Source organism: Dickeya fangzhongdai (assembly GCF_002812485.1).
In the GTDB taxonomy this organism is placed as follows: Bacteria; Pseudomonadota; Gammaproteobacteria; order Enterobacterales; family Enterobacteriaceae; genus Dickeya; species Dickeya fangzhongdai.
In genome coordinates, this window is sequence record NZ_CP025003.1 from 3,430,032 (window position 1) to 3,453,245 (window position 23,214).

The following is a 23,214-nucleotide window of genomic DNA, read 5'->3' on the forward strand; positions in this document are numbered from 1 at the left end:
TTCTCCCATCCCGATCCCTGATGGCCTGGTATGCTGACACAAGACGCCAGCCCGTGCCAGACCGGTGAATCACAGACATCGTTTTTTGCGCGCCGGCGCGCAGACTGGTTGATTGTCGGCGGCGGCATCAAGCCCAGCCTGCCGTTTAGCGTCAGGCAGGCTGACCGTTTTGCCGGTTACAGCACCCGCTCCAGCGACAACCGGGTCACCTCCACCATGCCGGCGCTGTTGGGAACTGCCGTGACATCCAGTCCCTGGGTGATCACGCCGTTTTTCTGTTCCAGTTCTGCCAGCCAGTGCAATAGATTGTTGAAATCGCTACGGGCCAGCGTCACCGACACCTGCGACTCCTGCGGCTGCATACGCAGCACGGTGATGCCGTAGCGGGCCGCGCTTTGCGGCACCAGCACCGTCAGGCTGATGTCCCGCCCGGCGATCTGCCGCCGCGCGCCCTCCGTCGGCGGCAAACGCGGCGCCTGTTGCTGCATCCAGCGCACGGTCTGGCGCTCGCGGTCAATAGTCATCCGCCACTGCCGCGCCTGCTCCTGCCACGGCGCCCAGCACAAATAATACAGCAGGCACAACAGCACCAGACCGCCGCACGCCAGCGTCATCATCCGTTCGCGCTGGCTCATTATCTGCCAGCGACGACGCAATTCATTCATGGCTGACTCCTCAGGGTTAACTGGCCTTCCACATGGTCTTTTTCCTGCTTCATTTCACCCGGCGGGATCTGGAAATAGGCCTGAGCCTGCTGGCGGAACTGTTCCATCTGCGCATAAGACGTCGCACGCAGGCTGAGGCGCAGTTCATCACGGCTGCGATCGTACGATAGCGATTGCAGCGACACGCCGTCATTCTGCGCCACCAATTGCTGCAACCGGTTCATCTGTTCCGTCAGCGCAAAGCCGCTCATGCCGGAACGCGCCTCCTGCAAATGACGTTGCATCTGCGCACGCGGGTTCACCACCTGTTTCTCGTCCGGAAACAGTTTGCGGTACATCCGCACACTCTCCTGACGCCAGTAATCCGCCTGACGATACAACTGGTAATGGGTCCAGACCGACTCGCCCAGCACCAGCAGCAGCCAGGCGAACAAGGCGATCAGCACATTGCGCCACGGCAGTACCGCCTGTTTCCAGGGTTTCACTGGCGCGTATTCGCCCTGTCGCAGATCCATACTCATCGGCAGGCTGGCCTGCGCGGCCAGCGTCAGCAAATCCGTCACCGGTTGCGGTTGCCAGGTCAAAGCCGACGCAGGCACCGGGCTATAGCAGTGCACGGCGGGCAACGGCTGAAAACCGGCCAGCAGCGACTGATACCAGCTATCTTCCGCCGCCATGCCAATACCGGTATCCAACCGGAACAGCCACAGATTCTGATGGCTGATGGCGCTCCAGGCGCTGTCGGCTCGCGGCAGCGCCATCACATCCGGCACAACCGTCTCTACCGGCACGCCCAATGTCTCACACAGGTTCAGCCATGACCGCAGTCGTGATTTCTGCACCACCGCGACGGTCGCGTTATCCCCTTGCATCTCCATGACGGCAAAATGCAGTTGGTCGATATCGCTCGCCACCTGCTCTTCCAGCATAAACGGAATGGCTTGCAGCAATTGTCGGCGCGACTGACGCGGCAACGACAGGCTATGAAACGTGACGTCGGTCGACGGCACCAGCACCCGCACCGACATCACCGGATAATCCGCCAGCACCGTCTGAAGACGCTCCAGCGTTCCGTTGCCCTGCGTCAGGGTCTGGTGGCGGCTGACAGACCAGATCAGCCATTCCAGGCTGTCTGAAGTCTCTGCGGACAACCGCAGAATCAGCTGTTGTTTGCCGCTGACGTTCTCGGCCCTGTTCATGGGTTCACCGTCCTATATCCCCCGTACTGACGTTGTACCACCTCAATCTGCTTGCCACGATGAAACAGACTGCGTTGATAGAATTCACTGTCGTCCACCCGTATCTGAATATCGGCGAAGAACCAGTCGCTCTTGATCGCCAGCACCTGGCGGACGCCGGTTTTAGCGTTTTCCGGCAGTGGCGACAGCCCCATAAATTCATTAAGATTGCGCCATCCCTGAGGCGGACGTTGCAGCAAAACGCGCTCGGCCGCTTCCACGCTCATCTCCCCCATGAACAGCGCCGACAGCAATGGCGCGCTCTCTGGCGTCAGGGTATTGACGTTGACAACCAGCTTGTCCACCGGCAACACGCACACATAAGGCAGCAACCGGCGGTACAGCGCCGCATCCACGCCCATGACCGCCCGCAGTTCCGTGACGTCCGTCATACGCTGGTTGCCGGGATGAAAGTTGACATAGCTGTCGTCTTCCGCGCCGTTCATCAACGGTTCGCTATCCTCGTCGATCCAGTCGCGCACCGCATCCGTTACGCGCTCGGCCTGCTTCGGATCTTCGCCCAGCACCATCAGCAGCTGCCGAAATACCTGAGCGGCATAAGGCCCCTGCTCAGGATTACCGCCTTTGGAAGGCGGGCTTTGATTGTTGGTGTCGGTATTACCGCTGCCGGCGTTGCTGTTGGTATTGTTATTACCATTATTGTTATTACCGGATGCGCTATTGGGCATCGGTTTTTTGGCCGGACTGAGCGCGTTAAGATTGAGACACGCCTGACCGTCCAGCACCTGCGCACGAATTTCGCTGCCATCCGCCATCATCTGGTGATCCACCTTCGACCAGGGCTGACCGATAAAGGTGCTTTCCGGCGATGCCTGAGCGTCACGCTGCAGCGAACTGGAAATCAACGCCTCCGCGCCCAGCGCATACCAGCGAGCCTGCGTACGGTTGAGCAAATTGCTGGTGCGTTGCCACGCCTTGCCGCTGCGCTCTGTAATCGACGCGGCGATGGTGACCATCAACGCCAGCATCAGCATCACAATCAACAGGGCGACGCCGCGTTGCCGACGACTCATGAGTCACCTCCGCCGTTGTCGTCCGGCGATGCCTGATTCTGCTCGCCGGACGAATCGGTATTTTCCTGCGGCGGCTGATCCTGATTGTTCTCGTCCTTGTTCTCATCGCCATTATTGCCATTCGGGCCGCCCTTGCGCTGCGCCTCCACATAGCGCGGCGTCACCAGGAACACGCGGGTAATCTCACCGTAGTCCCGCAAGGTAACGACAATCGTAATGCCCTGCGGCAGATGAGCCGGATCGTCCCAGCGATCCTGCCAGCCATCCTTGCCGAAAAAGCGCAATACAAACCCGGTCACGCCGGTTAACACCGGACGTATCGCCGCCTCCTGCGTAGACAGCGGCTCGGAAGAATCATAAAACAGCCGTTCCAGCGTATCGCCGCGCAAGCGGTACCCAACGCGTTGCAGTTCAGAACGCGGCATAATACCCAGCGGATTGAGCCAGCCATTGCGGATGAAACTGACCGCCCAGTCGGCGCTGCTTAATTGATAGCGTTCGGCGTAAAACCCCAGCTCATAGCCCTGACTACGGCGGGGAACGATTTGTGAAAAATCCCGTTCCATCAGGGAGAAAGCCCGTTGCAACTCCGCCAGACGAGCCTCTTTACGCGCCGAAACCTCGTCGTTGCGCATCACACCATTCATCACCTGCGAAGCCGCCAGGCTGAGCGCGGCGAAAATCGCCAGCGCCAGCATCACTTCCAGCAGGGTAAATCCGCAGTTTGGCCGTTTCACTGCGCGGGTTCTCCCGGCTGAACCTGATAGCTGCGCAATACGGCATCGGCGGCCCGGCTGTCGCGCTCATGACGAACTTCAACATCTACCGCGCGCACTCGCGTATCCGCCGTTGCCACGCCCTGAATACGCCAGAACCAGAGCGAGCCGGCAAAATTGACTTCACCGTCTACCCATTGCGTCTGCGGCCACTGTTTTTCCAGCCGCATCGCCGCCTGCTGGTTTTCCGCAATCCAGAGCGCAAAAGTTTTCTCTTCCAGCCGACCAAGCCCGTTCGCCTGCTGTGCGGTCGTTTTCAGCACCGTCAGTCCGGCCAGCGCGAAAATCACCAGCGCCACCATCACTTCGAGCAACGTCATTCCCTGCTGTTTCATCCCTTACTGCTCCGCTTCCGGCGACGTTTGCACCCGACCATTGGTATCCACCTGCAGCCAGGCGGAACTACTGCCATTGTGCAAAGTCAGACGAAATGGCGTGACTTCGCCGCCCGGCAGGATCAGGATGTGCGGGTCGCCATTGCCCGGCGAAAACCCGGCGCCATCCCCCGCGGCTCCCACCTGCGTGGACAGCTCGATCTGAAAGCCATCCGGTAACTCGCTAGGCGAGGACATCCGGTACGGCTGCCAGGGTACCCAGACATAACGCAGGCGTTGCTGATCTTCCGGAGAATTCTCCACCACCTGACGTTGCAGCAACGCGTATTGCCAGCGGCGAGGTTGAATATAAATGCCCAGAATATGGTCATTCATCTGACTGTCCTCCACCGCATACTGCAGTTGCGCCTTGAAGCGGGCGATTTGCCAGCCGCTGTCCTGCTGCTTAGGCGCAGGAATCGCCATCATCACCAGCGTGGCGGCCACACCGGCCAGCAACACCACCAGCATGATCTCCAGCAGCGTAAATCCCCGCTGACGCACGATCAGGGGTTCCCGTTACCGTTACTACCGTTGTTGTGCGCGCCGTTGCCGACATTCCAGTTACCGATGTCGTCATCCGTATCCGGCATACCATCCGGACCGTAGGAGAACACGTCCACCTTGCCGTGACGGCCGGGGCTGACCAACTGGTATTCCGCGCCCCACGGGTCCTGCGGCAAGCGGCGGATATAACCATCCTGGGGGTAATTGCGTGGTTCCGGCGGCGTGGTCGGTTTTTTCACCAGCGCCCCCAGCCCTTGCTCAGTCGTCGGGTAACGGCTGTTGTCCAGCTTGTACATATCCAGCGCGCTCTCCAGCGCGACTATGTCGCTGATGGCTTTCTGCCTGTCGGCTTTTTCTTTGTTGCCCATCAGGTTCGGGACAACCAGACTGGCCAGTACGCCGAGAATGACGATGACCACCATGATTTCCAACAGGGTAAAACCTCGCTGACGTCGTTCCATCTTTTCGTTACCTCATTAAACGTATCAATCTTCGCTACATACTCATCAGGGTATTCAACTGCAGGATCGGCTGGAGAATCGCCAGCACGATAAACAACACAATGCCGGCCATGCTGACGACCAGCAGCGGTTCAAACAACCCCAGCGCCAGCGTCATCTGGGCGCTGAACTCGCGATCCTGATTATCCGCCGCGCGGGTCAGCATGCCATCCAGTTCGCCGCTGCGCTCGCCGCTGGCGATCATGTGACGCATCATCGGCGGAAACAGCGACGTCTGCTCCAGCGCTTTGTGCAGGCTCACGCCTTCACGCACCGCATCGGTCGCCTGCCCCAGCCGGAAGCGGGCGTAATCGTTGGTCAGCACATCGCCGCTGATGCGCATCGCCTGTAACAGCGGCACGGCGCTGGAATTAAGAATGCTCAGGGTGCGGGCGTAACGGGCGGTGTTAAGCCCCCGTGCAATACGCCCGATCAAGGGAAGGAACAACAAACGCCGATGGAAGACGAGACGGTGCTTTTCCTGCCGCAGCAACACGCGCAACCCCATCACCGCCAACACCAGCAATAAAACCACCCAAGGCCCATAGGCTCTCACCGCGTCGCTGACGCCCATCAGCAACCGCGTGGACAGCGGCAGCGCCTGCTTCATGTGGATAAACTGTTCGACCACCTTGGGCACCACGGCGGACAGCAGGATAGACACCACCGAAATCGCCACCAGGGTCAACACGCAAGGATAAATCATCGCCTGTTGGATACGGCTGCGCATCTGCTGGCGCTGCTCGGTGTAATCCGCCAGCCGGTTCAGCACCGCATCCAGATGGCCGGATGCCTCGCCCGCCGCCACCATAGCGCAATACAGACGCTCGAAACTGCCGGGGAAATTGCCCATCGCCTCGGCCAGCGAATGCCCTTCCACCACTTTGGCGCGCACCGCCGCCATCAGCGCGCTTAGCTTCGGCTTTTCGCTCTGTTTCGCCACGGCGTCCAGCGCCTCTTCCAGCGGCAATGCCGCCGCCACCAGCGTCGCCAGTTGACGGGTCAGCAACGCCAGATCGCTGGCGCTAATGCGATGCGAACGACGCAACGACAGAGAGAAGCCGCTGCGGGTAGTCACTTCGCCGCGCTGTTCCTCAATTTTGACCGGCACCAGTCCCTTTTCACGCAGCAACTGACGTGCGTGACGAGCAGAATCCGCTTCCTGCATGCCCTGACTTTTCTTTCCCTGGGCGTTCAATGCCTGATACTGGAACAGCGCCATGTCATTCCTCTTTCGTTACACGCACCACTTCTTCCCAGGTGGTGATGCCCGCCAGAACCTTATCCAGCCCGTCCTGACGAATCGTAACCCGCTTGTCGCCCAGCATCCGGGCGATACCCAGTTCACTTTCGCCGTGATGAATGGCGTTGCGCACCGTATCGTCGATCAGCAGCAGTTCATGGATGCCGGTACGGCCGCGGTAACCGCTGTAGTTGCACTTTTCGCAGCCGCCGGGATGGTAGAGCGTGGTCCCCGCCACCAGACCGGTCTGCTGCGCCTGTTCGTCGTTGAGGACATAAGGCTGACGGCAGGACGGGCACAGCGTACGTACCAGCCGCTGCGCCAGCACCCCCAACAGCGATGTGGACAACAGGAACGGCTCGATACCCATATCCTGCAGACGGGACAACGCGCCCAGCGCGCTGTTGGTATGCAGCGTGGACAGCACCAGATGGCCGGTCAACGACGCCTGTACCGCGATCTGCGCGGTTTCGCCGTCACGAATTTCCCCCACCAGCACCACATCCGGGTCCTGACGCAGAATCGCGCGCAAACCACGGGCGAAGGTCATATCGACCTTAGGGTTGACCTGGGTCTGCCCGATGCCTTCCAGCTCGTATTCAATCGGGTCTTCCACCGTCATAATGTTGCGTTCGGCGGAATTGAGACGGCTCAGCGCCGCATACAGGGTGGTACTTTTCCCCGAGCCGGTAGGCCCGGTCACCAGAATGATGCCGTGCGGACGGTGGATCAACATATCCAGTTGGCGACGGTTGTGTTCGGCCATCCCCAACGCTTCCAGATCCAGCCGGACGCTGTTCTTGTCGAGCAGACGCAACACGACGCGCTCGCCGTAGTTGGACGGCAGCGTCGACACACGCACGTCAATAGCGCGGCCGCCAATGCGCAGCGCCATGCGGCCATCCTGCGGGACACGCTTTTCGGCGATATCCAGCTTGGCCATAACTTTGATACGGGAAACCAGCAATGACGCCAGCTGACGCTGCGGCCGCAGGATTTCCCGCAGCACGCCATCGATACGAAACCGGATTAACAGGTGACGTTCAAAGGTTTCGATATGGATATCCGAGGCCTTGTGCTTGATGGCTTCGGTGAGCATGGCGTTGATCAGTCGAATGATCGGCGCGTCATCTTCGCCATCCAGCAAATCGTCGCTGTCCGGCAGCTCTTCCGCCAGCGTGTAGAAATCAATATCGTTGCCGATGTCCTCCATCAGGCGGCGCGCCTCTTCGGAATCGCGCTGATAGCGCATCACCAGTTGCCGCTCAAACTCTTCCGGACTGACCTGACTCACCGTCAACGGCACCCCGGCGACCCGGCGCGCTTCCAGCAACGCCGGCGCAGGCGTGTCGGGCACGCACACCACTTCCGCCGCCGTAGCCGATTCATCCTGCAACAACAGAATCTGCTGCGCCCGGGCAAAGGCAAACGGCAGCACCGGTCGCAGTTCAGGCGTGTTGACAGGCTGATCGCTCATCGCCCCTCCGGCTGATAAAAGGCGGAGATAGACGATTGTACCTGACGGAAGGTGTACGTGTTGCCACCGGACAAACGCAGGGTATTGTTGTCCAGCACGCCGTTGCCTTCGCCGCGTTGCTGCTGCTGTTCATTGTTGAAAGAACGGTATTTGTTGATCGACGCTTCCTGGAACTGTCTTGGGTCACGAATAATGCTCGGACGTAAAAACAGCATCAGGTTGCGTTTGCTCACCGTCTGACTTTTCGAACGAAACAGGCTGCCCAGCCACGGAATATCGCCCAGCAACGGTACCTTGTTATTGGTTTCAACGGCGGTTTTATCGAGCAGGCCGCCCACGACCACAGTTTCGCCATTGGTGACCATCACCGCATTGTTCACGGTGCGGGTATTAAAAGTCACGCCCAGCGAACTGTTGGTACTACTGTTGCTGTCCGCCACGCTGGAGACTTCCTGCTCAATTTGCAGCAACACCGAATCGCCTTCGTTGATCTGCGGTTTTACCCGCAGCTTGATACCGACGGTCTTACGCTCGACGGTATTGAAAATGTTATCGGCCGATGTGGTTTGCGAACCGGTCAGTACCGGCACTTCCTGACCCACATTAAAGGTCGCTTCCATGTTATCCAGCGTCACAATGCTCGGCGTCGCCAGTACATCGTTTTTGCTGTCGCTGGACAGCGCGGTCAGCAACATTGACCAGTTGCCGCGATAAAAACCGGCGGTAATGCCGTTGAAGCTGCTGAGTGCGCTGGCATACGCCGTCGTCAACGTACCGTCGCTGCGGAACTGATCGGTTCCGATCACCGCCGTTGAAATCGGTATGCCCGTGTTGGTGAACTGGGTCATGCCAGCACGCTTGTTGGCCCACTGGATCCCCAGATTCAACCCGTCGGCATCCTGAATTTCGGCGATGATCGCTTCCACCAGTACCTGCGGACGGCGAATATCCAGTTGATTGATCACCTGCTCCAGGTCCCGCATGATATCGGGCGGCGCGGTAATGATCAGCGAGTTGGTCTGATCATGGGCGCGAACCGTCACTTCTTTGCCCTGAATCGTGATAGTGCGGCCGCCCGAGCTGCTGGTCGAACCAAACGCGGAGCCAAATCCCATACTGGAGCTGGACGACGAAGACGAACTGCCGGAAGACGAGTTGCTGGACGAACCGGAGTTGCTGTTGCTGTTTGAGCTGCTGCTGGAACGCGGCGATGACGGCCGCGACGCATTCGACGACGAATTGCGGTTGCCGCTGGTGCCGTTGCCGGCCAGCACTTCAATCAGATCCAGCGCCTTGGCGTACTTGAGGTAGATAACCTTGGTTCCGCCCTGCACCACCTGTTTGCGATCCAGCTGGCGGATCATTTCCACCGCACGCTGACGGGCGTTTTCTTCACCACTCACCACCACTGAGTTGGTGCGGCCATCCGCCACCACGTTAGCCAGCATGGTGCTTGGCAACGCGTTCTTCTCATCGCTCTTGTTGAGATCGTTCACCAGTTTGGCAACGTCTTCCGCCGATGCGTAGGTCAATGGGACTGTGACCATTTCACGATCGCCGGTCTTATCCACCGTATTGACGATATCCACCAGACGTTTGATGACCGCGGCGCGCCCGGTCATCAGCAGCACGTTGGACGGCTCATAATGCACCACGGTGCCGGCGCCGGCGTTATCGTTGAGCTGACGCAGCAACGGAGCCAAATCACGTGCCGCCACATTGTTGAGCGGCACCACGCGGGTCACCAGTTCGTCGCCGATTCCCGGCTGTTCGTTATTAGCCAGCGGAATGGAAGACGATTTAGCGTCTTTGGAACGGATGACTTTCAATACGCCGTTATCCATCGGCACCACCGAAAAACCATACACATCCAGCACGCTAAGGAAAAACTGGTAATACTGCCCTTCGTTCATCATGTCGTAGCTGCGCACGCTGATGGTGCCGCGAACCGTCGGGTCAATAATCACCGTTTTGTTCAGGTTCTTACTGACCGTATTGATGAACTCCTGAATATCGGTTCCTTTGAAACTGGCTGAAAATTCGGCAGCCCAGCCACACGGCGAGCCAAGCAGGAGAACGGTTAGCCCCAGCCACCCCCAGCTTTTTTTGATCCCTTTGCCAAGCACGTTACTCGTCTCCCCCAAATTCCATATAAATATCCTGACGCTGACCATCCCGCTCCACCGTCAGGGTAAAGTTATGCACATCAGCCATGCGTTCCATGGCTTTTTTCGCCTGCTCTTCGTCACGTAAATCCAACCCGTTCAGGGCAACGGCCATGTCGTTATCCTGAAGTCCGACGCGGTAGAATGAATCGCTCTTCGGCCCCGGATTCAACCGGTAGCCCTGCAGCTTGCTGTCGTTCATGATCGGGGAGAAAGAGACGTAATCGCTCATGGTGGTGGATGCGCGCTGCTGAAGTTGCTCGTTGACCTGCGCGCCAGGGACGCCGTCCTGGCCGTTATCCTCCTGACCGTATAATCCCAGCACTTCATAACGCCCCTGATACTGCAGCACCACTTTATCCGGCCGGATCGATACGATTCTGGCGTTATAACCGGGAACCTCTTCATTGACGCCGCGACTGAACTGTTCGTTGTCTTTGCTGATGATGGCGATAGAACGGGAATCGTCGTCGCCAGCCATAACGCCGGTCAGCGAAAGATTCAGCGTAGAAGGAGGCAGATTGCTCATTTGCGACGCATCCAGCGCGCCCGTCTTATTTTTCTCGGGAGAAACGCCGAATAACGTAAAATCATTCAGGGTGACAGGCTGCTGTCTGGCCTGTGCCGGGGTAATCTGCACGCTGGCGACCGGCACATTGTCCGGTAAACCAATACGCCAGAAGATCATGGCCAATTGCTGACAAAAGAGCAGCATCAGCAGATAAAATAAAATCCGTCTGATGACAGACGGAGATAGCGGTGGCAGTTTCGAGATATTCATCTGCAAACATTATCCCTATGTGTTCGCCGATTATCCTTGCCACGTTCACGAACGTGGAATAAGGGCCATACAGCGCCGGTTTTCGGGGGCATGGCAGCCATTCCTGAAAGCGACGCTTCTGCATTGTTGCTGTCTTAATGCCGCACCGGCCATATAAGCCGCCTGCCCGGATAACGGATTACTCTCTCGCCAACCGATTCGCCGGAAAGGCCGTGAGCGCCAGCATGAAATTCATGTTCCGACCGTTTTCAGCCAGTCACGTCACGCATGTACTCAACCTGTCTGCAATCGTGTTACTGGCTGACAGGCATCCTGTTTCCTGTTTATGCCAGGCGATCTGCACGCAATATCACCGTGCCGGATAAGGCTAAAACGCCCAATAATATAACTCAGGTTAATGACAAGACAATCCCCCGGTCAGCAACCATTTTTCCCACTATTTTCCGATAAACGCCTGACGCAATCGGCCATGCTCGCATTTACCGTTGCGTCTCAGGAGCGGGAAAATATTCTGCGACACAAGAAAATTACATCTCATTTACACACTTACTTCATATCATGGTGGATATTACCGATTCACACGATAAATGGCATTTATACCCGTCATACTTCAAGTTACAGATGCGTTGGCTTTCCTCACTCACCCCAGTCACTTACTCATGTAAGCGCCTGGGGATTCGCTGCGTCGCCGCCTTCCTGCAACTCGAATTATTTTGGGTATATCTACCCAATAAACGAGCTTACGCTTATTATCTGTACAAGCTACAGGCATAGTCCCTTAATTCTAACGCCTCGGTTATCTATGCCGGGATGCGGGACGATAACGAGTCGAACATCGCACAAATAATATTTAATAACGGTTCATTTAATCACCAACCGTTATTTGCCATCCTGCCGTACGTTAATCCAACCACAATCACGCCGGTATTCACGCACACGCACTGGTATAATTGCGTTGCGACCATTGAGCAATGGGATGATAGTATGTTTGCCACACACCTTTAGCCATGCTCTACCTGCACCAATGCCGATACCCGTTCTGCCGTTGTCACTACCGCCTCTTTGCACACTGGCAAACAGAAACAGCGGCATTATGATAGTAAAACGCCGTTTCATTAAAACATATTGCCGGTTTTTTTTTGCGACCAGCCTCAAAGTTTTACCGGCATTAATGATCAGCGTAATAGAATGTTGTCGAAATGGCATTCAGGTCACATAAATGGGATGAAACGTTGATTATTCCTTCTCATTCCCTGAAAAATGAGGCATCAGACGCTCCGTCAAGATCTGTAATGGTGCGCTCAGGATGAGCGTCAGGTTGTATAACGTTTGAGGTAAAACGTGAAAAAAACACCGGAAGTGACATCATCAATCCAGACCGGTTACCGCATCCCCGGTTATTTGCTGGTTGTCTACGCGCTGCTGCTGTTCGCGCTGGGTTGGTTTGGTCATCAACGCTGGGCGGATGTCAGCCCTCCTTCGCTTTCAGTCCCCACTGCGGCAATTGCCGCCCCGCCGATCAAGATCGTCGCGCCTGCAACAGCAACAGTCGCCGAGGCTACGCCCCCGCCTCAGGCCGCTACGGATAACAGGGAAACCGCGACCTCGCCAGATGCCGCAGCGGAAGATAAGCCGCTAAAATCCGCGGTCGGCTGGCAAACGGCCAAACCCGGTGAGCTGCCTTATATCGCTTTCAGCGCGCATGTCTATACATCTGATCCGGACAAACGCAGCGTGACCCTGAACGGAGAACGCTACCGGGAAGGCGACAGCCCGTATCAGGGGTTAGTGATCGAGCAGATTGAGCAGGATATGGTGATCTTCAGCTTTAACGGCGAAGCGTTCATTCTGGATTCGTTACAGGATTGGCCGGGCGGGAAACCGGGCGCTGACGCCGCACAGGTCAATGACCCGGAGCCGACGTCAAAACCGGAAAAAACGGTCAGAACAACGAAGAAATAACACAGCAACTGCACATCATGCAGTTGCTTCTCTCTTAGCGGACGGTGCGCATGGCGTCAAGAAACGGCGTCATGGCGCGATTGAATGAAGAGCACTGCGTCGCTTTCGGCGTGCCGTCTTTCAACAGCCCCTGATACAGGTTCTCGCTCAATTGCGGCAAAGATTGATAGCGACTGGTATCCCAGCCTTTTTGCGCCGCCACGTTCACCGCCGTTCTCAGGATGGTGCCGTCATCCGGCAAATCGCTGCGCTCACACTGCACCCGAAGGTATTTACTGGCCGCCACCAATGACGCCAACTGGCTGATTTGCTCATTAGCCGGCACGCTGGCCGCACTGCGGGAAGCGGTGTTTTTCACCGGCGCCGGTGCCTGACAGGCAGCCAGACTCAGGCAACAGACACCAAAAAGGACCACTTTTAGCGAAGATACATGCATGACTCGACTCGTCTTATTAATTAAGTTCCATCTCTGGGATGCCCGGATTGGACATCCGCTTAGCAAATCATTATCCCTTTGCCGCCACAAGCGGCGGCAAAGGACTGCGTGATCAAACCATCAGAAAAATATTTCTGCAAGTGCACCCGACAGGCTTACTCGCCCTTTTTACTGCCGGACAACAAGTTATTGCCGGACAACACCCCGTCAGCCCGGAACATGGCTTTGATGCCGCGCACCGCCTGCCGAATGCGATCCTGATTTTCAATCAATGCGAAACGCACGTGCGTGTCGCCGTAATCGCCGAATCCAATACCGGGCGATACGCAGACTTTCGCTTCCGCCAGCAGGCGCTTGGCGAACTCCAGCGACCCCAGATGGGCGTAGGCGTCCGGAATCTTCGCCCACACATACATCGACGCCTTCGGTTCATCCACCATCCAGCCAGCTTCATGCAGACCGCGCACCAGCACATTACGACGCTGACGGTACTGCTCGGCAATATCGCGCACGCACTGCTGATCGCCTTCCAGCGCAGCAATCGCCGCCACTTGCAACGGCGTGAACGTACCATAGTCGTGATAACTCTTGATACGTGCCAGGGCGCTCACCAGCTCCGGGTTACCAACCATGAAACCGATGCGCCAGCCCGCCATGTTGTAGCTCTTCGACAGCGTAAAGAACTCCACCGCGATCTCTTTGGCGCCGGGAACCTGCATAATCGACGGCGCTTTCCAGCCATCGTAAACGATGTCGGCATACGCCAGATCATGCACCACCAGCACCCCGTACTGTTTGGCCAGCGCCACGACCCGCTCAAAAAAATCCAGCTCCACGCACTGTGCGGTCGGGTTTGACGGAAAGCCCAGAATCATCATCTTAGGCTTGGGAATACTTTCGCGGATCGCCCGCTCCAGCTCGTTGAAGAAATCAACGCCGTCAACCAGCGGCACCGAACGCACCTGTGCGCCGGCAATCACCGCGCCATAGATGTGGATCGGATAACTGGGGTTGGGCACCAGCACGGTGTCGCCGTGATCGAGCGTCGCCAGCATCAGATGCGCCAGACCTTCTTTGGAGCCGATGGTGACAATCGCTTCGCTTTCCGGATCAATATCCACCTGATAGCGATCGGCATACCAGCGGGAAATCGCCCGGCGCAACCGGGGAATACCGCGCGATGTGGAGTAACCGTGGGTGTCTTCACGCTGGGCCACCGTACACAGTTTTTCGACAATGTGCGGCGGCGTGGGGCCATCCGGGTTACCCATGCTGAAATCAATAATGTCCTCACCCCGACGACGGGCGGCCATTTTCAGCTCAGCAGTGATATTAAAAACATAAGGGGGGAGACGTTCGATGCGCGAGAAACGGCGCGGAGAATTAAAATCAGCCATAGGATCCTCAGGATAACGTGAGCGCCCGGACCGTCCGAGCGACGCCTGGCCCGCAAAACGGACCGTTATTCACCCTATCCCAGTTGGCAGAGACTTGTCGAGATCGCCTGGCGATTATTTTTTGTCACCCACATTTCAGCTTGCTGATGAGGCGTCAAGGTTAACCGCCGCCGACGTCTCTTTGCCGCCTTTTTCCTGTGACAGACTGTTGCAACGCTCTTTCACCCAATCAAAGAAATCAGTATCTTTATGCGCGGTTACGACGCGCGACAATCTTTGCCCCCAATGCCTCCGACTGCTGCCGGCAGAACTGCCCGTCCGATTCCTGAATTTTCTTTCATGCCTGAAGCCATTGCCTCCCATCAATACGGCAGTGCGGCATGGTTTTTATGCCCGACATCATTAAGGAGTGTTGTCATGCAGCGCAGTGTTTATGTTGATGGTCAGTACCTGCCGGAATCTCAAGCCACCATTTCGGTGTTCGATCGCGGTTTTCTGTTTGCCGACGCCGTCTATGAGGTGACGTCCGTCATCAATAGCGGGTTGGTCGATCTGGATGCGCATCTGGTGCGGCTGCAACGTTCCTGTCGCGAGCTATCCTTATCTCTGCCGGTGTCGATCGATGACCTTAAAACCATCCACCAGCAACTGATTGAACGAAACCACCTGCAGGAAGGCTCGATTTACCTTCAGCTCAGCCGCGGCAACGGCGGCGATCGCGATTTCTACTTTCCATCGGCCGAGGTCAGACCGACGCTGGTCCTGTTCACCCAGGATCGTCCGCTCATCAATCATCCTAAAGCCGACACCGGGTTGTCCGTAGTCACCTGCCCGGATATCCGCTGGCATCGCCGCGATATCAAAACGGTCAGCCTGCTGGCCGCCTGTATGGCGAAAGAGTACGCCCACGCCCATCAGGCAGACGATGCGCTGTTAGTCGAAAACGGTTTTGTCACCGAAGGCACCTCCTGCAACTGCTATATCGTGCTGGAAAACAATACCGTCGTTACCCGTCCGCTGAGCCACGACATCCTGCACGGCATTACCCGTCAGTCCCTGCTGAAACTGGCCGAGCAACAGCAGATTGCTGTAGAAGAACGCCCGTTCACACCGGAAGAAGCCTGGCAGGCGCGGGAGATCTTCATCACTTCCGCTACCTCATTTGTCTTGCCGGTCGTGAAAATCGACGGTCGTCAGGTAGGTGACGGCAAGCCAGGTCCGGTCACACGCTGCCTGCGCGACATCTACATCGAGATGGCCCACGCGCAGACACGTTAACCCACTCACGTTGCGGGCCGGCTCGTCATCCAAGCATGAAAGCCGGTCTGCTTCTGTTTGCCGTGATGTGTTGCACGCACACAGCAACCGTTTTTACTGTCTGGGCAACGCATCCGCCTGCAACGCAGCAACATCTACATTGCTTTCCAGCACCATTTTCTGCGGCACCGCCAACGGAATATTCTCTGTTCTCAGGCGTTTGATGATATCGAACAACAGATCGCTTTTGGCCGACGCCACCATGCGCGGGCTGCCTACATACCCGGTCACGCTGAGCACCATGCCATTTGGGGTCAGTTGGCTGAACATCACCGACGGCGCCGGGGTTTCCAGAATTTTTTCATGCGCGTAGTAGGCATCCAGCAGAATGTTTTTAACCACATCCGGATCAATATCCAATGGGAAGGTCAGCGCCAGTGTCGCCACCCCCTGCGGATTACCCATAGTAATGTTGCGCACATTCTGTGAAATAAACTGGGAGTTGGGCACGATCACCGTAGAACGGTCCCCCAACTGAATTTCCGTAGCGCGCACATTGATGCGCCGGATATCGCCCTCAACACCACTGATGTTAACCAGATCGCCCACTTTGACTGGCCGTTCAGTCAGCAGAATCAGCCCGGAAATAAAGTTCTTCACGATCTCCTGTAAACCAAAACCAATCCCGACCGACAGGGCGCTGACAATCCACGCCAGCTTGCTCCACTCGATACCCAGCGTCGCCAGCGTCAGCAGAATAATCAGGATGTAACCAATATTGGAATACAACGTCACCAGAGAGGCCTTGATACCGGCTTCCAGCGTAGTTTTCGGAAAGAATTCGTGCTCCAGCCAGCGGCGGGATACGCGCAGGCTGTAAATGCCGATAACTAGCAGAACCACGGCATTAACCAAATGGGCGGGGACGATACTGATGGATTCCAGACCCTTCCCACCCCAGATCTCCACCGCTTTCTGCACCAGATCAACCGGCGTGGTCGAACCAAACGTGCCATTCAGCAATGCTACCACGGCCATCAGAATCAACAGCACTTTCAACCCGGCGGACAAAATAGCCGCAGCCTGATCCAGATGACGATCATCCAGATTCAACGTTCGTTTGATCTGCCGTCCGCTGGCAAAAGCCGGGGAAAACAGGCTTTCACACACGTCTTCCACAAAAGTGGTCGACAGGTACAGCAGGGATAGCACCATGCCGACCCACACCAGTTCATACGTCAGGAAACGCGCCAGCGAGATATAGCCAATCAGCAGCGACACCAGCACCGCCAGCGTGGTCAACAGTACGGCCAGATGAATCAATCCCGACAGGGTTGAGCGCGCTTCAGGCGTTTCGCCGGCTTCCACCATACGCCGGCGAATCTGATCGCTGCGCAGAGCTATCGCCCCGGATGTCAGCGCCAGAAATAGCGACGACAGGCCGTTGCCGACTATCGTCACCCCCACCGAAATGCCGCTGACAGTATTGATCTGCTCAATTACCCCAAAAACAACGATAAAGCCGGTGGCGATAATCGAGAAAGGTTCCATCGCCCGCGCCACCGGGTTGGCAATCGCCGGCAGGCGCCACGACGGACGTTTATTGGAAAGAAAAGCCCGCCCAAGCCCGGAAATCATCGAACAGAACACCACCAGCCGGACCAGGCTTTCCATGAATCCCTCGGTACGATCGGTCACATCGCCATGACGAGTGAAAACATAATCCACCAGCAGGACCGCCAACCCCATCGTCAGCACAGTGGAAAACACCACCGCGATAGCCAGAAAACTGCGTCTCAAACGACCTTCCGGCAGCAAATGAATGCCCGCCCGCGCCAGATATTTCTCCAGTAGCTTTCGCCCCGCCGTACTCAGCGCCGCCGCCAGCAGCAGAAAAAACGCCGACCCGTAACGCCATCCGGGTTGCCAGGCGGCAATAAACGCCTCGCTCAGGTCATCCTTCAAATCGGATAACCGCTCGATGTCTTCCTGCATCGGCTTGATAATGGGTGACCAAAAGCGGCTGCCAAGAATACTGCCGGAGTTGAGCGCCAGTTGATTTTTCAGCGCATTCCGGCGCAGCGCCAGAATCTGCGTCGACAGGTTCTCCGCCCCGGTTTTTATCGCCTGCACCTGACTGGCCTGCGCATCCAGTTTCTGTTTCTGCTGGTTAAGCGTGGCGCGCTTACGCGTGACCTCGGCGGTTTCGTTCACGGCGGCCTGCGGCTGCGGCGCCGGCCCCAGAACGTCCAGTTGCGCCTGCAATTGCGCACGCATCGGCGTCAGGATGCCGGCGAGTTTATCCGCATTGGCGACCAGTTCCAGCGTGGTATCGTTCAATACATTAAGTTTGGCGTCAGTGGTGGTGCCGGACACCTGTTGTTTGATGCCATCAAGCTGTTTCTGCAGCTTTAGCAGTTCGGTATCCACATTCACCTTGTCCGCGGTTTCCTCCTGCCCATCCGGCGCAGGATCCGTCGCGGCCATACTTACCGAACTGAAGGCAAACAGCGCCACCAGCAGCATCCAACCGTAAATTCCGAGTAGCCCTTTACGCATACACCCAACGTGCCCTTGATACTGTCGTCAACCGGTGCGGCAATTCCTACGCCGGTTGCCCTGGGATGAAACAGAAACCTGCAGCGATACCCGCAGGCGAGATGGCTAATAACTTACTCAGCAATGGAGGTAAAACTCAAACAGATATCGCCGAAACTGTCCGATTTACGAGATCGCTTCCGAGGTACCGGCTTCATTTGCAGGAATAACAGCGAGCTATACGAAGGTTGTTCAGGGATTCGCCGACCAGTCCAAATCGCGCGCCAATTCATTGACTCATCAGGGATGCCCGGTATAATCCAGCCCACATCGCCAAGCGACTGTATCCCATCAAGGCGCCCTTAGCTCAGTTGGATAGAGCAACGGCCTTCTAAGCCGTAGGTCACAGGTTCGAATCCTGTAGGGCGTACCATCTCGTCAATCAGTTACATCTAATCGCTACGACTTTTCAATATCAACAGGTGCTCTAACGGGTGCTGTAATGAAAACATTGATTATCAAGATGATTTAGCAGACTCCAGCGCAACTACCCGCGTAATCAGCTTATCTATCGTCTTCTGTTGTTCTTTGACAGCGTTTACTAACAGAGCCGTCACAGAGTGGACTGACCTCCCCTTCTACCGGATGCCACTAAATACGCCGATAAGGCTTACGTTCTGCATCACGTTTCTGGATGGACTTACGGCTCATTCAGCACAGATGCCAACCGAATCAGTCAGTGACCAGGTATTCGGCTGACCGATATAGGCCCTCAACGCATCAAGGAAAACCGTTACGCGGGCTGGCGGATTTCTCAGTGCGCGTAATGCGTAAATACCCGTCGATGCCTGTGGTTGCAGGCACAACGCCGGGAACAGCTGTGTCAGAAGACCCGCTTTGATATCCGGACCAACCACCCAGTCCGGTAGCCAGGCGATACCGATCCCCGCCACTGCCGCCAGTCGCATGGCGTCAAAATCATCACAACCGAACATCGGGGGAAAGCCAGCTGCGCGTACCGGCTGCCCCAGCACACTGGCCCAGTTTAGCAGGTCAGAACCGTGAAGTTTATCGATCAGGCGATGCGTCGACATCTCCTCTGGCGTGGCGGGTACTCCCGCCTTTGCCAGATACGCCGGGCTGGCGCACAGCACCCGGGTCTGTGTACCGATGCGACTGCCTATCAGGGTGCTGTCGGCCATATCACCGATGCGGATAACCAGATCCAGCCGCTCAGCAACCGGGTCTGCCAGCCGTTCCGTCAAATCCAGTTCCAGCCTTAAATCAGGATGCTGCTGCGTCAGTTGCGCCATGACGGGAAGTACGTAGCGTTTGCCGAATGTCGGATAGCACGCCACCCGCAAAATGCCCGTAACGGCGCCTTTCATCGAGGCCAGCTCCTGCTGTGCGTCCGCCAGTGAATCCAGTATTTGTCTTGCCCGGATCAGCAACGCTTCGCCGGCATCCGTCAGCGTAAGATGTCGGGTTGAGCGCAGAAACAACGGCGTATCAAGATGCGCCTCAAGCGCATCAATCTGGCGGCCGATCGAGGAAGGGGTGCGTCCACGACGACGACCGGCTCCAGAAAAACTGTTCTCGCGCGCGACATCAACAAAAACGCTCAGGAACTCGGCGAATTTCTCTGACTGCATCTGTGCATTTCCTGCATAGCTGTTGTGGGGAGAAGCCATCTTATCAGTCAGTTCCCCCAATCTTAATATTCTTCCCACAGCAAGTTCACCTACAGACATCATCGAACCGGGAAAGAAAATATGAAAACCACCACCTATGATCCGCTCTACCTATTTATTAATGGCGACTGGCTGGAAGCCGGCAACCGCGATACCGTCTCCGTCATTAATCCGGCTACGGGGGATGCGCTGGGGCGACTGCCGCTGGCCACCACGGCTGATTTGAATAACGCACTGGATAGCGCCCAAGAGGGATTTGAAGTATGGCGTCGCACAGTACCGGCCGAACGTGCGCAAATAATGAAAGATGCTGCGGCATTGATGCGCGAACGTGCGGAACTCATTGCCGCCCAGATGACCCAGGAAGAAGGCAAGCCGCTGTCGGAAAGCCGTGATGAGGTGCTGCGCGCGGCCGATTACTTTGAATGGTTTGCAGAAGAAGCCCGTCGTATCGACGGGCGCGTGGTACCGGCGAATCGCCCCGGCGTGCAGCAACTGGTTAAAAGACAGGCCATTGGCCCTGTAGCCGCGTTTACCCCCTGGAATTTCCCGGCGATAACGCCGGCCCGAAAACTCTCTGCGGCGCTGGCGGCAGGCTGCAGCGTCATTCTGAAGCCCGGCGAGGAAAGCCCGGCAACCGCCCTGGCGCTGGCCCGTTGCCTTGATGACGCGGGCCTTCCCAAAGGGGTTCTGCAGGTCGTATTCGGTGTACCAGATAAGGTCTCATCCCAGCTCATTGCCTCTTCGATCATCCGCAAAGTCGCCTTCACCGGCTCGGTACCTGTGGGCCGTTTGCTGTCCGAGCGGGCGGCGGCGGGTGTGAAGCCGATTACCCTGGAACTCGGCGGACATGGCCCGGTGCTGGTCTTTGACGATGCCGATATCGACGCTGCCGCGGATGGCGGGGTCGCCAACCGGTTCCGTGGAACCGGGCAGATCTGTATATCCTCAACCCGCTTTTTAATCCAGCGCGCATCCTATGATCGCTTCGCCGAGCGCTTTGTTAGCGCAACGGAGAAACTGATTATCGGTGACGGCATGGACGCCAAAACGCAGGTCGGCCCACTGGCCAATCAGCGCCAGTTGGAAAAGATGGAATCGCTGGTTGCTGATGCGGTGGAACGGGGCGCGAAGGTACTGACAGGTGGGAAACGTATTGATCGCCCCGGCTTTTTCTTTGAGCCAACGGTGCTCGCCAACGTCCCGATGAACGCCCGCATCCTGCATGAAGAGCCGTTTGGCCCAATCGCGGTCCTGATGCCGTTCGATACCCTGACAGATGGTCTGGCGGAGGCGAATCGCCTGCCCTATGCCCTGTCTGCCTATGCCTTTACCCGTGACGCACGCACCGCAATGGATGTGGGGGACGGTCTGGAAGCCGGCATGATCGGCATCAATCAGTACCGCATCATCGCGACGGAACTGCCCTTTGGGGGAATGAAGGAAAGCGGTCATGGCTCTGAAGGGGGCACCGAAGGGATTGGACACTATCTGACCAACAAATTCATCAGCCAGATTTGATGCATAACCTGACCCGAATCACCAAAGATAAGGAACACACCATGAAAGCGATTGATTTTACCCGTCCCCGCGCTGCCGCCCGGCCCTTCACTCCCGAGCTGTCTGATTTTGTCGAACAGCCGCTGTACTCTCAGGTCTGGACTAACCCGGCATTGGCTCCCCGCGATCGCAGTTTGATCACCATCGCCTGCCTGATCGCCCTGAATCATGCGAACGAACTGCCCGCCCATTTACGTCGGGGTATTGAAAATGGGCTGACCCGGGAAGAACTCAGCGCGGTCATCACCCATCTGGCTTTCTACGCAGGCTTTCCTGCCGCCATCACCGCATCGGCAGTCGCGAACGCAACATTCAGCGAGGACGGCGCAGCCTGAACATACCCTGCCGGTATATCCATTTATGCCGGCACCCCGTTTAAACCAATTTTTTCACAGGAAACAGCCATGAAATCAATCATTTTTGACCAGTTTGGAGCACCTGATGTGCTCAAACTCCGTGAGGTTCCGGAACCCGAAATTCGTCCCAATGACCTGCTGGTACGGACACGTGCCGCTGGCGTTAATCGTGCCGATTTGACGCATCGTAAAGGCGGATATGGACGTCCGGATTTTGGCGACTCAACCATCATGGGTCTCGAAATCGCCGGTGATGTCATTGCGGTAGGGGATCAGGTTAAGGGGTATGCCATCGGCGACCGAGTGATGGGGATCGTCGGTGGCGGTGCGTATGCCGAGGTTTCCCGCATTGATTACCGTATGGCGATGCCCATCCCGGCAAGTCTTGATTATATTCATGCAGCCGCCATTACCGAGACCTTTGTTACCGCACATGAAGCGTTAATCCATCTTGGTAAACTGAAAGCGGGTGAAACCGTCCTCATTCATGCCGGCGCCGGCGGCGTTGGCGGTGCTGCGGTGCAACTGGCTCATGCGGTCGGTGCGACGGTCATCACCACCGCCCAGGAGACGGCGCACGCGCTTGTCCATCGCATGGGGGCGGACCATGCCATCGATTACGTTAAAGAGGATTTTGCCAACGTCGTTTCCGATCTGACCGATAACCGCGGCGTGGATCTCATCCTTGATTTTATTGGTGCGTCCTACCTGGAACGTAATGTGAATTCACTCAATTTCGGTGGACGTCTGATACAGATTGGCATTATGGGGGGCATTGAAAACGCGAAACTTCCGCTGGATCGTGTTCTTTATCGTCACTTGCAGATCATCGGAACGGTCATGAAATCGCGTTCCCAGGATGTGAAGCATGAGATGTCCCGGCGGTTCAGAGCGCGCTGGCTGTCTCATTTCGGCAAAGATGGGTTGTCACCGGTTATTGATAGCGTATTCCCTCTGGCAGAGGCCAGTGTTGCTCATCAGCGCATGGAGGATGGCCTTAACGTCGGGAAAATCGTATTAACGGCCTGACGCTGAGCCACTGCCTGATCCAGGTTGATATCTGCTATGCCCGGTCTAGACCGGGCTTTTAGACTGATACAGGCATGGTCGCCCCCTCGTATAAGATGGCGTTTCTCCGCCACGATTCTGCTCCAGCCATAACCGGTCTTCCACCACATGATGATTCCCCGAGCGCGCGATCTTGACCAATGACAAGGCGGTACGGACGTTAGCCTCTTTATAATCAGGCCCGTTTGT

Annotated in this window: 21 protein-coding genes and 1 tRNA gene; 6 read left to right on the plus strand and 16 right to left on the minus strand. The window is 56.8% G+C overall.

Annotated elements, in window-relative coordinates:
• Positions 1–176 precede the first annotated feature (176 nt).
• From gspM to CVE23_RS15230, 12 genes are all read right to left on the minus strand, one after another.
• Positions 177–665 (minus strand): type II secretion system protein GspM, encoded by a 489-nt coding sequence (gene gspM / locus CVE23_RS15170; protein WP_038919710.1) that lies wholly within the window; start codon positions 663–665, stop codon positions 177–179.
• Positions 662–1,864, minus strand: a complete 1,203-nt coding sequence (gspL, locus tag CVE23_RS15175; RefSeq protein WP_038919711.1) for a type II secretion system protein GspL — start codon at positions 1,862–1,864, stop codon at positions 662–664. Before gspL ends, gspM begins: the two co-directional genes overlap by 4 nt.
• Positions 1,861–2,937 carry a type II secretion system minor pseudopilin GspK gene (gspK, locus tag CVE23_RS15180; protein ID WP_038919712.1) on the minus strand — a complete coding sequence of 359 codons (1,077 nt, stop codon included), beginning with the start codon at positions 2,935–2,937 and terminating at the stop codon, positions 1,861–1,863. Before gspK ends, gspL begins: the two co-directional genes overlap by 4 nt.
• The gene (gene gspJ / locus CVE23_RS15185) at positions 2,934–3,674 is read right to left on the minus strand and encodes a type II secretion system minor pseudopilin GspJ (RefSeq protein WP_100849840.1); all 741 of its coding nucleotides are present in this window, start codon (positions 3,672–3,674) and stop codon (positions 2,934–2,936) included. The genes gspK and gspJ overlap by 4 nt, the downstream gene beginning before the upstream one ends.
• Positions 3,671–4,048, minus strand: a complete 378-nt coding sequence (gene gspI, locus CVE23_RS15190; RefSeq protein ID WP_038667263.1) for a type II secretion system minor pseudopilin GspI — start codon at positions 4,046–4,048, stop codon at positions 3,671–3,673. Before gspI ends, gspJ begins: the two co-directional genes overlap by 4 nt.
• Before the next feature lie 3 nt (positions 4,049–4,051).
• Positions 4,052–4,591, minus strand: coding sequence for a type II secretion system minor pseudopilin GspH (gspH, locus tag CVE23_RS15195; protein ID WP_038919715.1), 540 nt, complete (start codon positions 4,589–4,591; stop codon positions 4,052–4,054).
• A gap of 2 nt (positions 4,592–4,593) precedes the next feature.
• Positions 4,594–5,055 (minus strand): type II secretion system major pseudopilin GspG, encoded by a 462-nt coding sequence (gene gspG / locus CVE23_RS15200; RefSeq protein ID WP_038667257.1) that lies wholly within the window; start codon positions 5,053–5,055, stop codon positions 4,594–4,596.
• Between the two features lie 34 nt (positions 5,056–5,089).
• Positions 5,090–6,316 carry a type II secretion system inner membrane protein GspF gene (gene gspF, locus CVE23_RS15205; protein WP_038667254.1) on the minus strand — a complete coding sequence of 409 codons (1,227 nt, stop codon included), beginning with the start codon at positions 6,314–6,316 and terminating at the stop codon, positions 5,090–5,092.
• Position 6,317: 1 nt separating this feature from the next.
• A complete protein-coding gene (gene gspE, locus CVE23_RS15210) occupies positions 6,318–7,814 on the minus strand; it encodes a type II secretion system ATPase GspE (protein ID WP_100849841.1) in 1,497 nt (498 codons plus the stop codon).
• Entirely contained in the window at positions 7,811–9,940 is a 2,130-nt protein-coding gene (gene gspD, locus CVE23_RS15215; protein ID WP_038919718.1) for a type II secretion system secretin GspD, read from the minus strand. The genes gspE and gspD overlap by 4 nt, the downstream gene beginning before the upstream one ends.
• Before the next feature lies 1 nt (position 9,941).
• Positions 9,942–10,760, minus strand: a complete 819-nt coding sequence (gspC, locus tag CVE23_RS15220) for a type II secretion system protein GspC (protein ID WP_038919720.1) — start codon at positions 10,758–10,760, stop codon at positions 9,942–9,944.
• Positions 10,761–11,639: 879 nt separating this feature from the next.
• Positions 11,640–11,966 (minus strand): hypothetical protein, encoded by a 327-nt coding sequence (locus CVE23_RS15230; RefSeq protein WP_100849842.1) that lies wholly within the window; start codon positions 11,964–11,966, stop codon positions 11,640–11,642.
• 135 nt (positions 11,967–12,101) lie between these two features.
• Here CVE23_RS15230 and gspB point away from each other — a divergent pair, with 135 nt between their 5' ends.
• Positions 12,102–12,722: a type II secretion system assembly factor GspB gene (gspB, locus tag CVE23_RS15235; protein WP_049853677.1), complete on the plus strand. Its 621-nt coding sequence runs from the start codon at positions 12,102–12,104 to the stop codon at positions 12,720–12,722.
• 34 nt (positions 12,723–12,756) lie between these two features.
• Here the strand turns inward: gspB and outS are convergent, their stop codons facing one another.
• Both outS and alaC read right to left on the minus strand, forming a co-directional pair.
• Complete coding sequence (gene outS, locus CVE23_RS15240; RefSeq protein WP_038919724.1) at positions 12,757–13,158, minus strand: GspS family T2SS pilot lipoprotein variant OutS; 402 nt, start codon at positions 13,156–13,158, stop codon at positions 12,757–12,759.
• 155 nt (positions 13,159–13,313) lie between these two features.
• The gene (gene alaC / locus CVE23_RS15245; RefSeq protein ID WP_038919725.1) at positions 13,314–14,555 is read right to left on the minus strand and encodes an alanine transaminase; all 1,242 of its coding nucleotides are present in this window, start codon (positions 14,553–14,555) and stop codon (positions 13,314–13,316) included.
• A gap of 417 nt (positions 14,556–14,972) precedes the next feature.
• On the opposite strand from alaC, the gene CVE23_RS15250 reads away from it, so the two are divergent.
• Positions 14,973–15,833 carry a D-amino-acid transaminase gene (locus CVE23_RS15250; RefSeq protein ID WP_100849843.1) on the plus strand — a complete coding sequence of 287 codons (861 nt, stop codon included), beginning with the start codon at positions 14,973–14,975 and terminating at the stop codon, positions 15,831–15,833.
• 93 nt (positions 15,834–15,926) lie between these two features.
• Here the strand turns inward: CVE23_RS15250 and CVE23_RS15255 are convergent, their stop codons facing one another.
• A complete protein-coding gene (locus tag CVE23_RS15255) occupies positions 15,927–18,371 on the minus strand; it encodes a DUF3772 domain-containing protein (RefSeq protein WP_100849844.1) in 2,445 nt (814 codons plus the stop codon).
• 335 nt (positions 18,372–18,706) lie between these two features.
• On the opposite strand from CVE23_RS15255, the gene CVE23_RS15260 reads away from it, so the two are divergent.
• Positions 18,707–18,783 (plus strand) — tRNA-Arg (locus tag CVE23_RS15260).
• A gap of 274 nt (positions 18,784–19,057) precedes the next feature.
• On the opposite strand, the gene CVE23_RS15265 is transcribed toward CVE23_RS15260, so the two are convergent.
• Positions 19,058–20,002 carry a LysR family transcriptional regulator gene (locus tag CVE23_RS15265; RefSeq protein ID WP_100849845.1) on the minus strand — a complete coding sequence of 315 codons (945 nt, stop codon included), beginning with the start codon at positions 20,000–20,002 and terminating at the stop codon, positions 19,058–19,060.
• A gap of 120 nt (positions 20,003–20,122) precedes the next feature.
• On the opposite strand from CVE23_RS15265, the gene CVE23_RS15270 reads away from it, so the two are divergent.
• The 3 genes from CVE23_RS15270 (at position 20,123) to CVE23_RS15280 (ending at position 22,986) form a co-directional block, all read left to right on the plus strand.
• A complete protein-coding gene (locus CVE23_RS15270) occupies positions 20,123–21,562 on the plus strand; it encodes an NAD-dependent succinate-semialdehyde dehydrogenase (protein ID WP_038919737.1) in 1,440 nt (479 codons plus the stop codon).
• A 41-nt stretch (positions 21,563–21,603) separates the two neighbouring features.
• Entirely contained in the window at positions 21,604–21,936 is a 333-nt protein-coding gene (locus CVE23_RS15275; protein ID WP_038667222.1) for a carboxymuconolactone decarboxylase family protein, read from the plus strand.
• A gap of 69 nt (positions 21,937–22,005) precedes the next feature.
• Positions 22,006–22,986 (plus strand): NAD(P)H-quinone oxidoreductase, encoded by a 981-nt coding sequence (locus tag CVE23_RS15280; RefSeq protein WP_100849846.1) that lies wholly within the window; start codon positions 22,006–22,008, stop codon positions 22,984–22,986.
• Positions 22,987–23,214 lie beyond the last annotated feature (228 nt).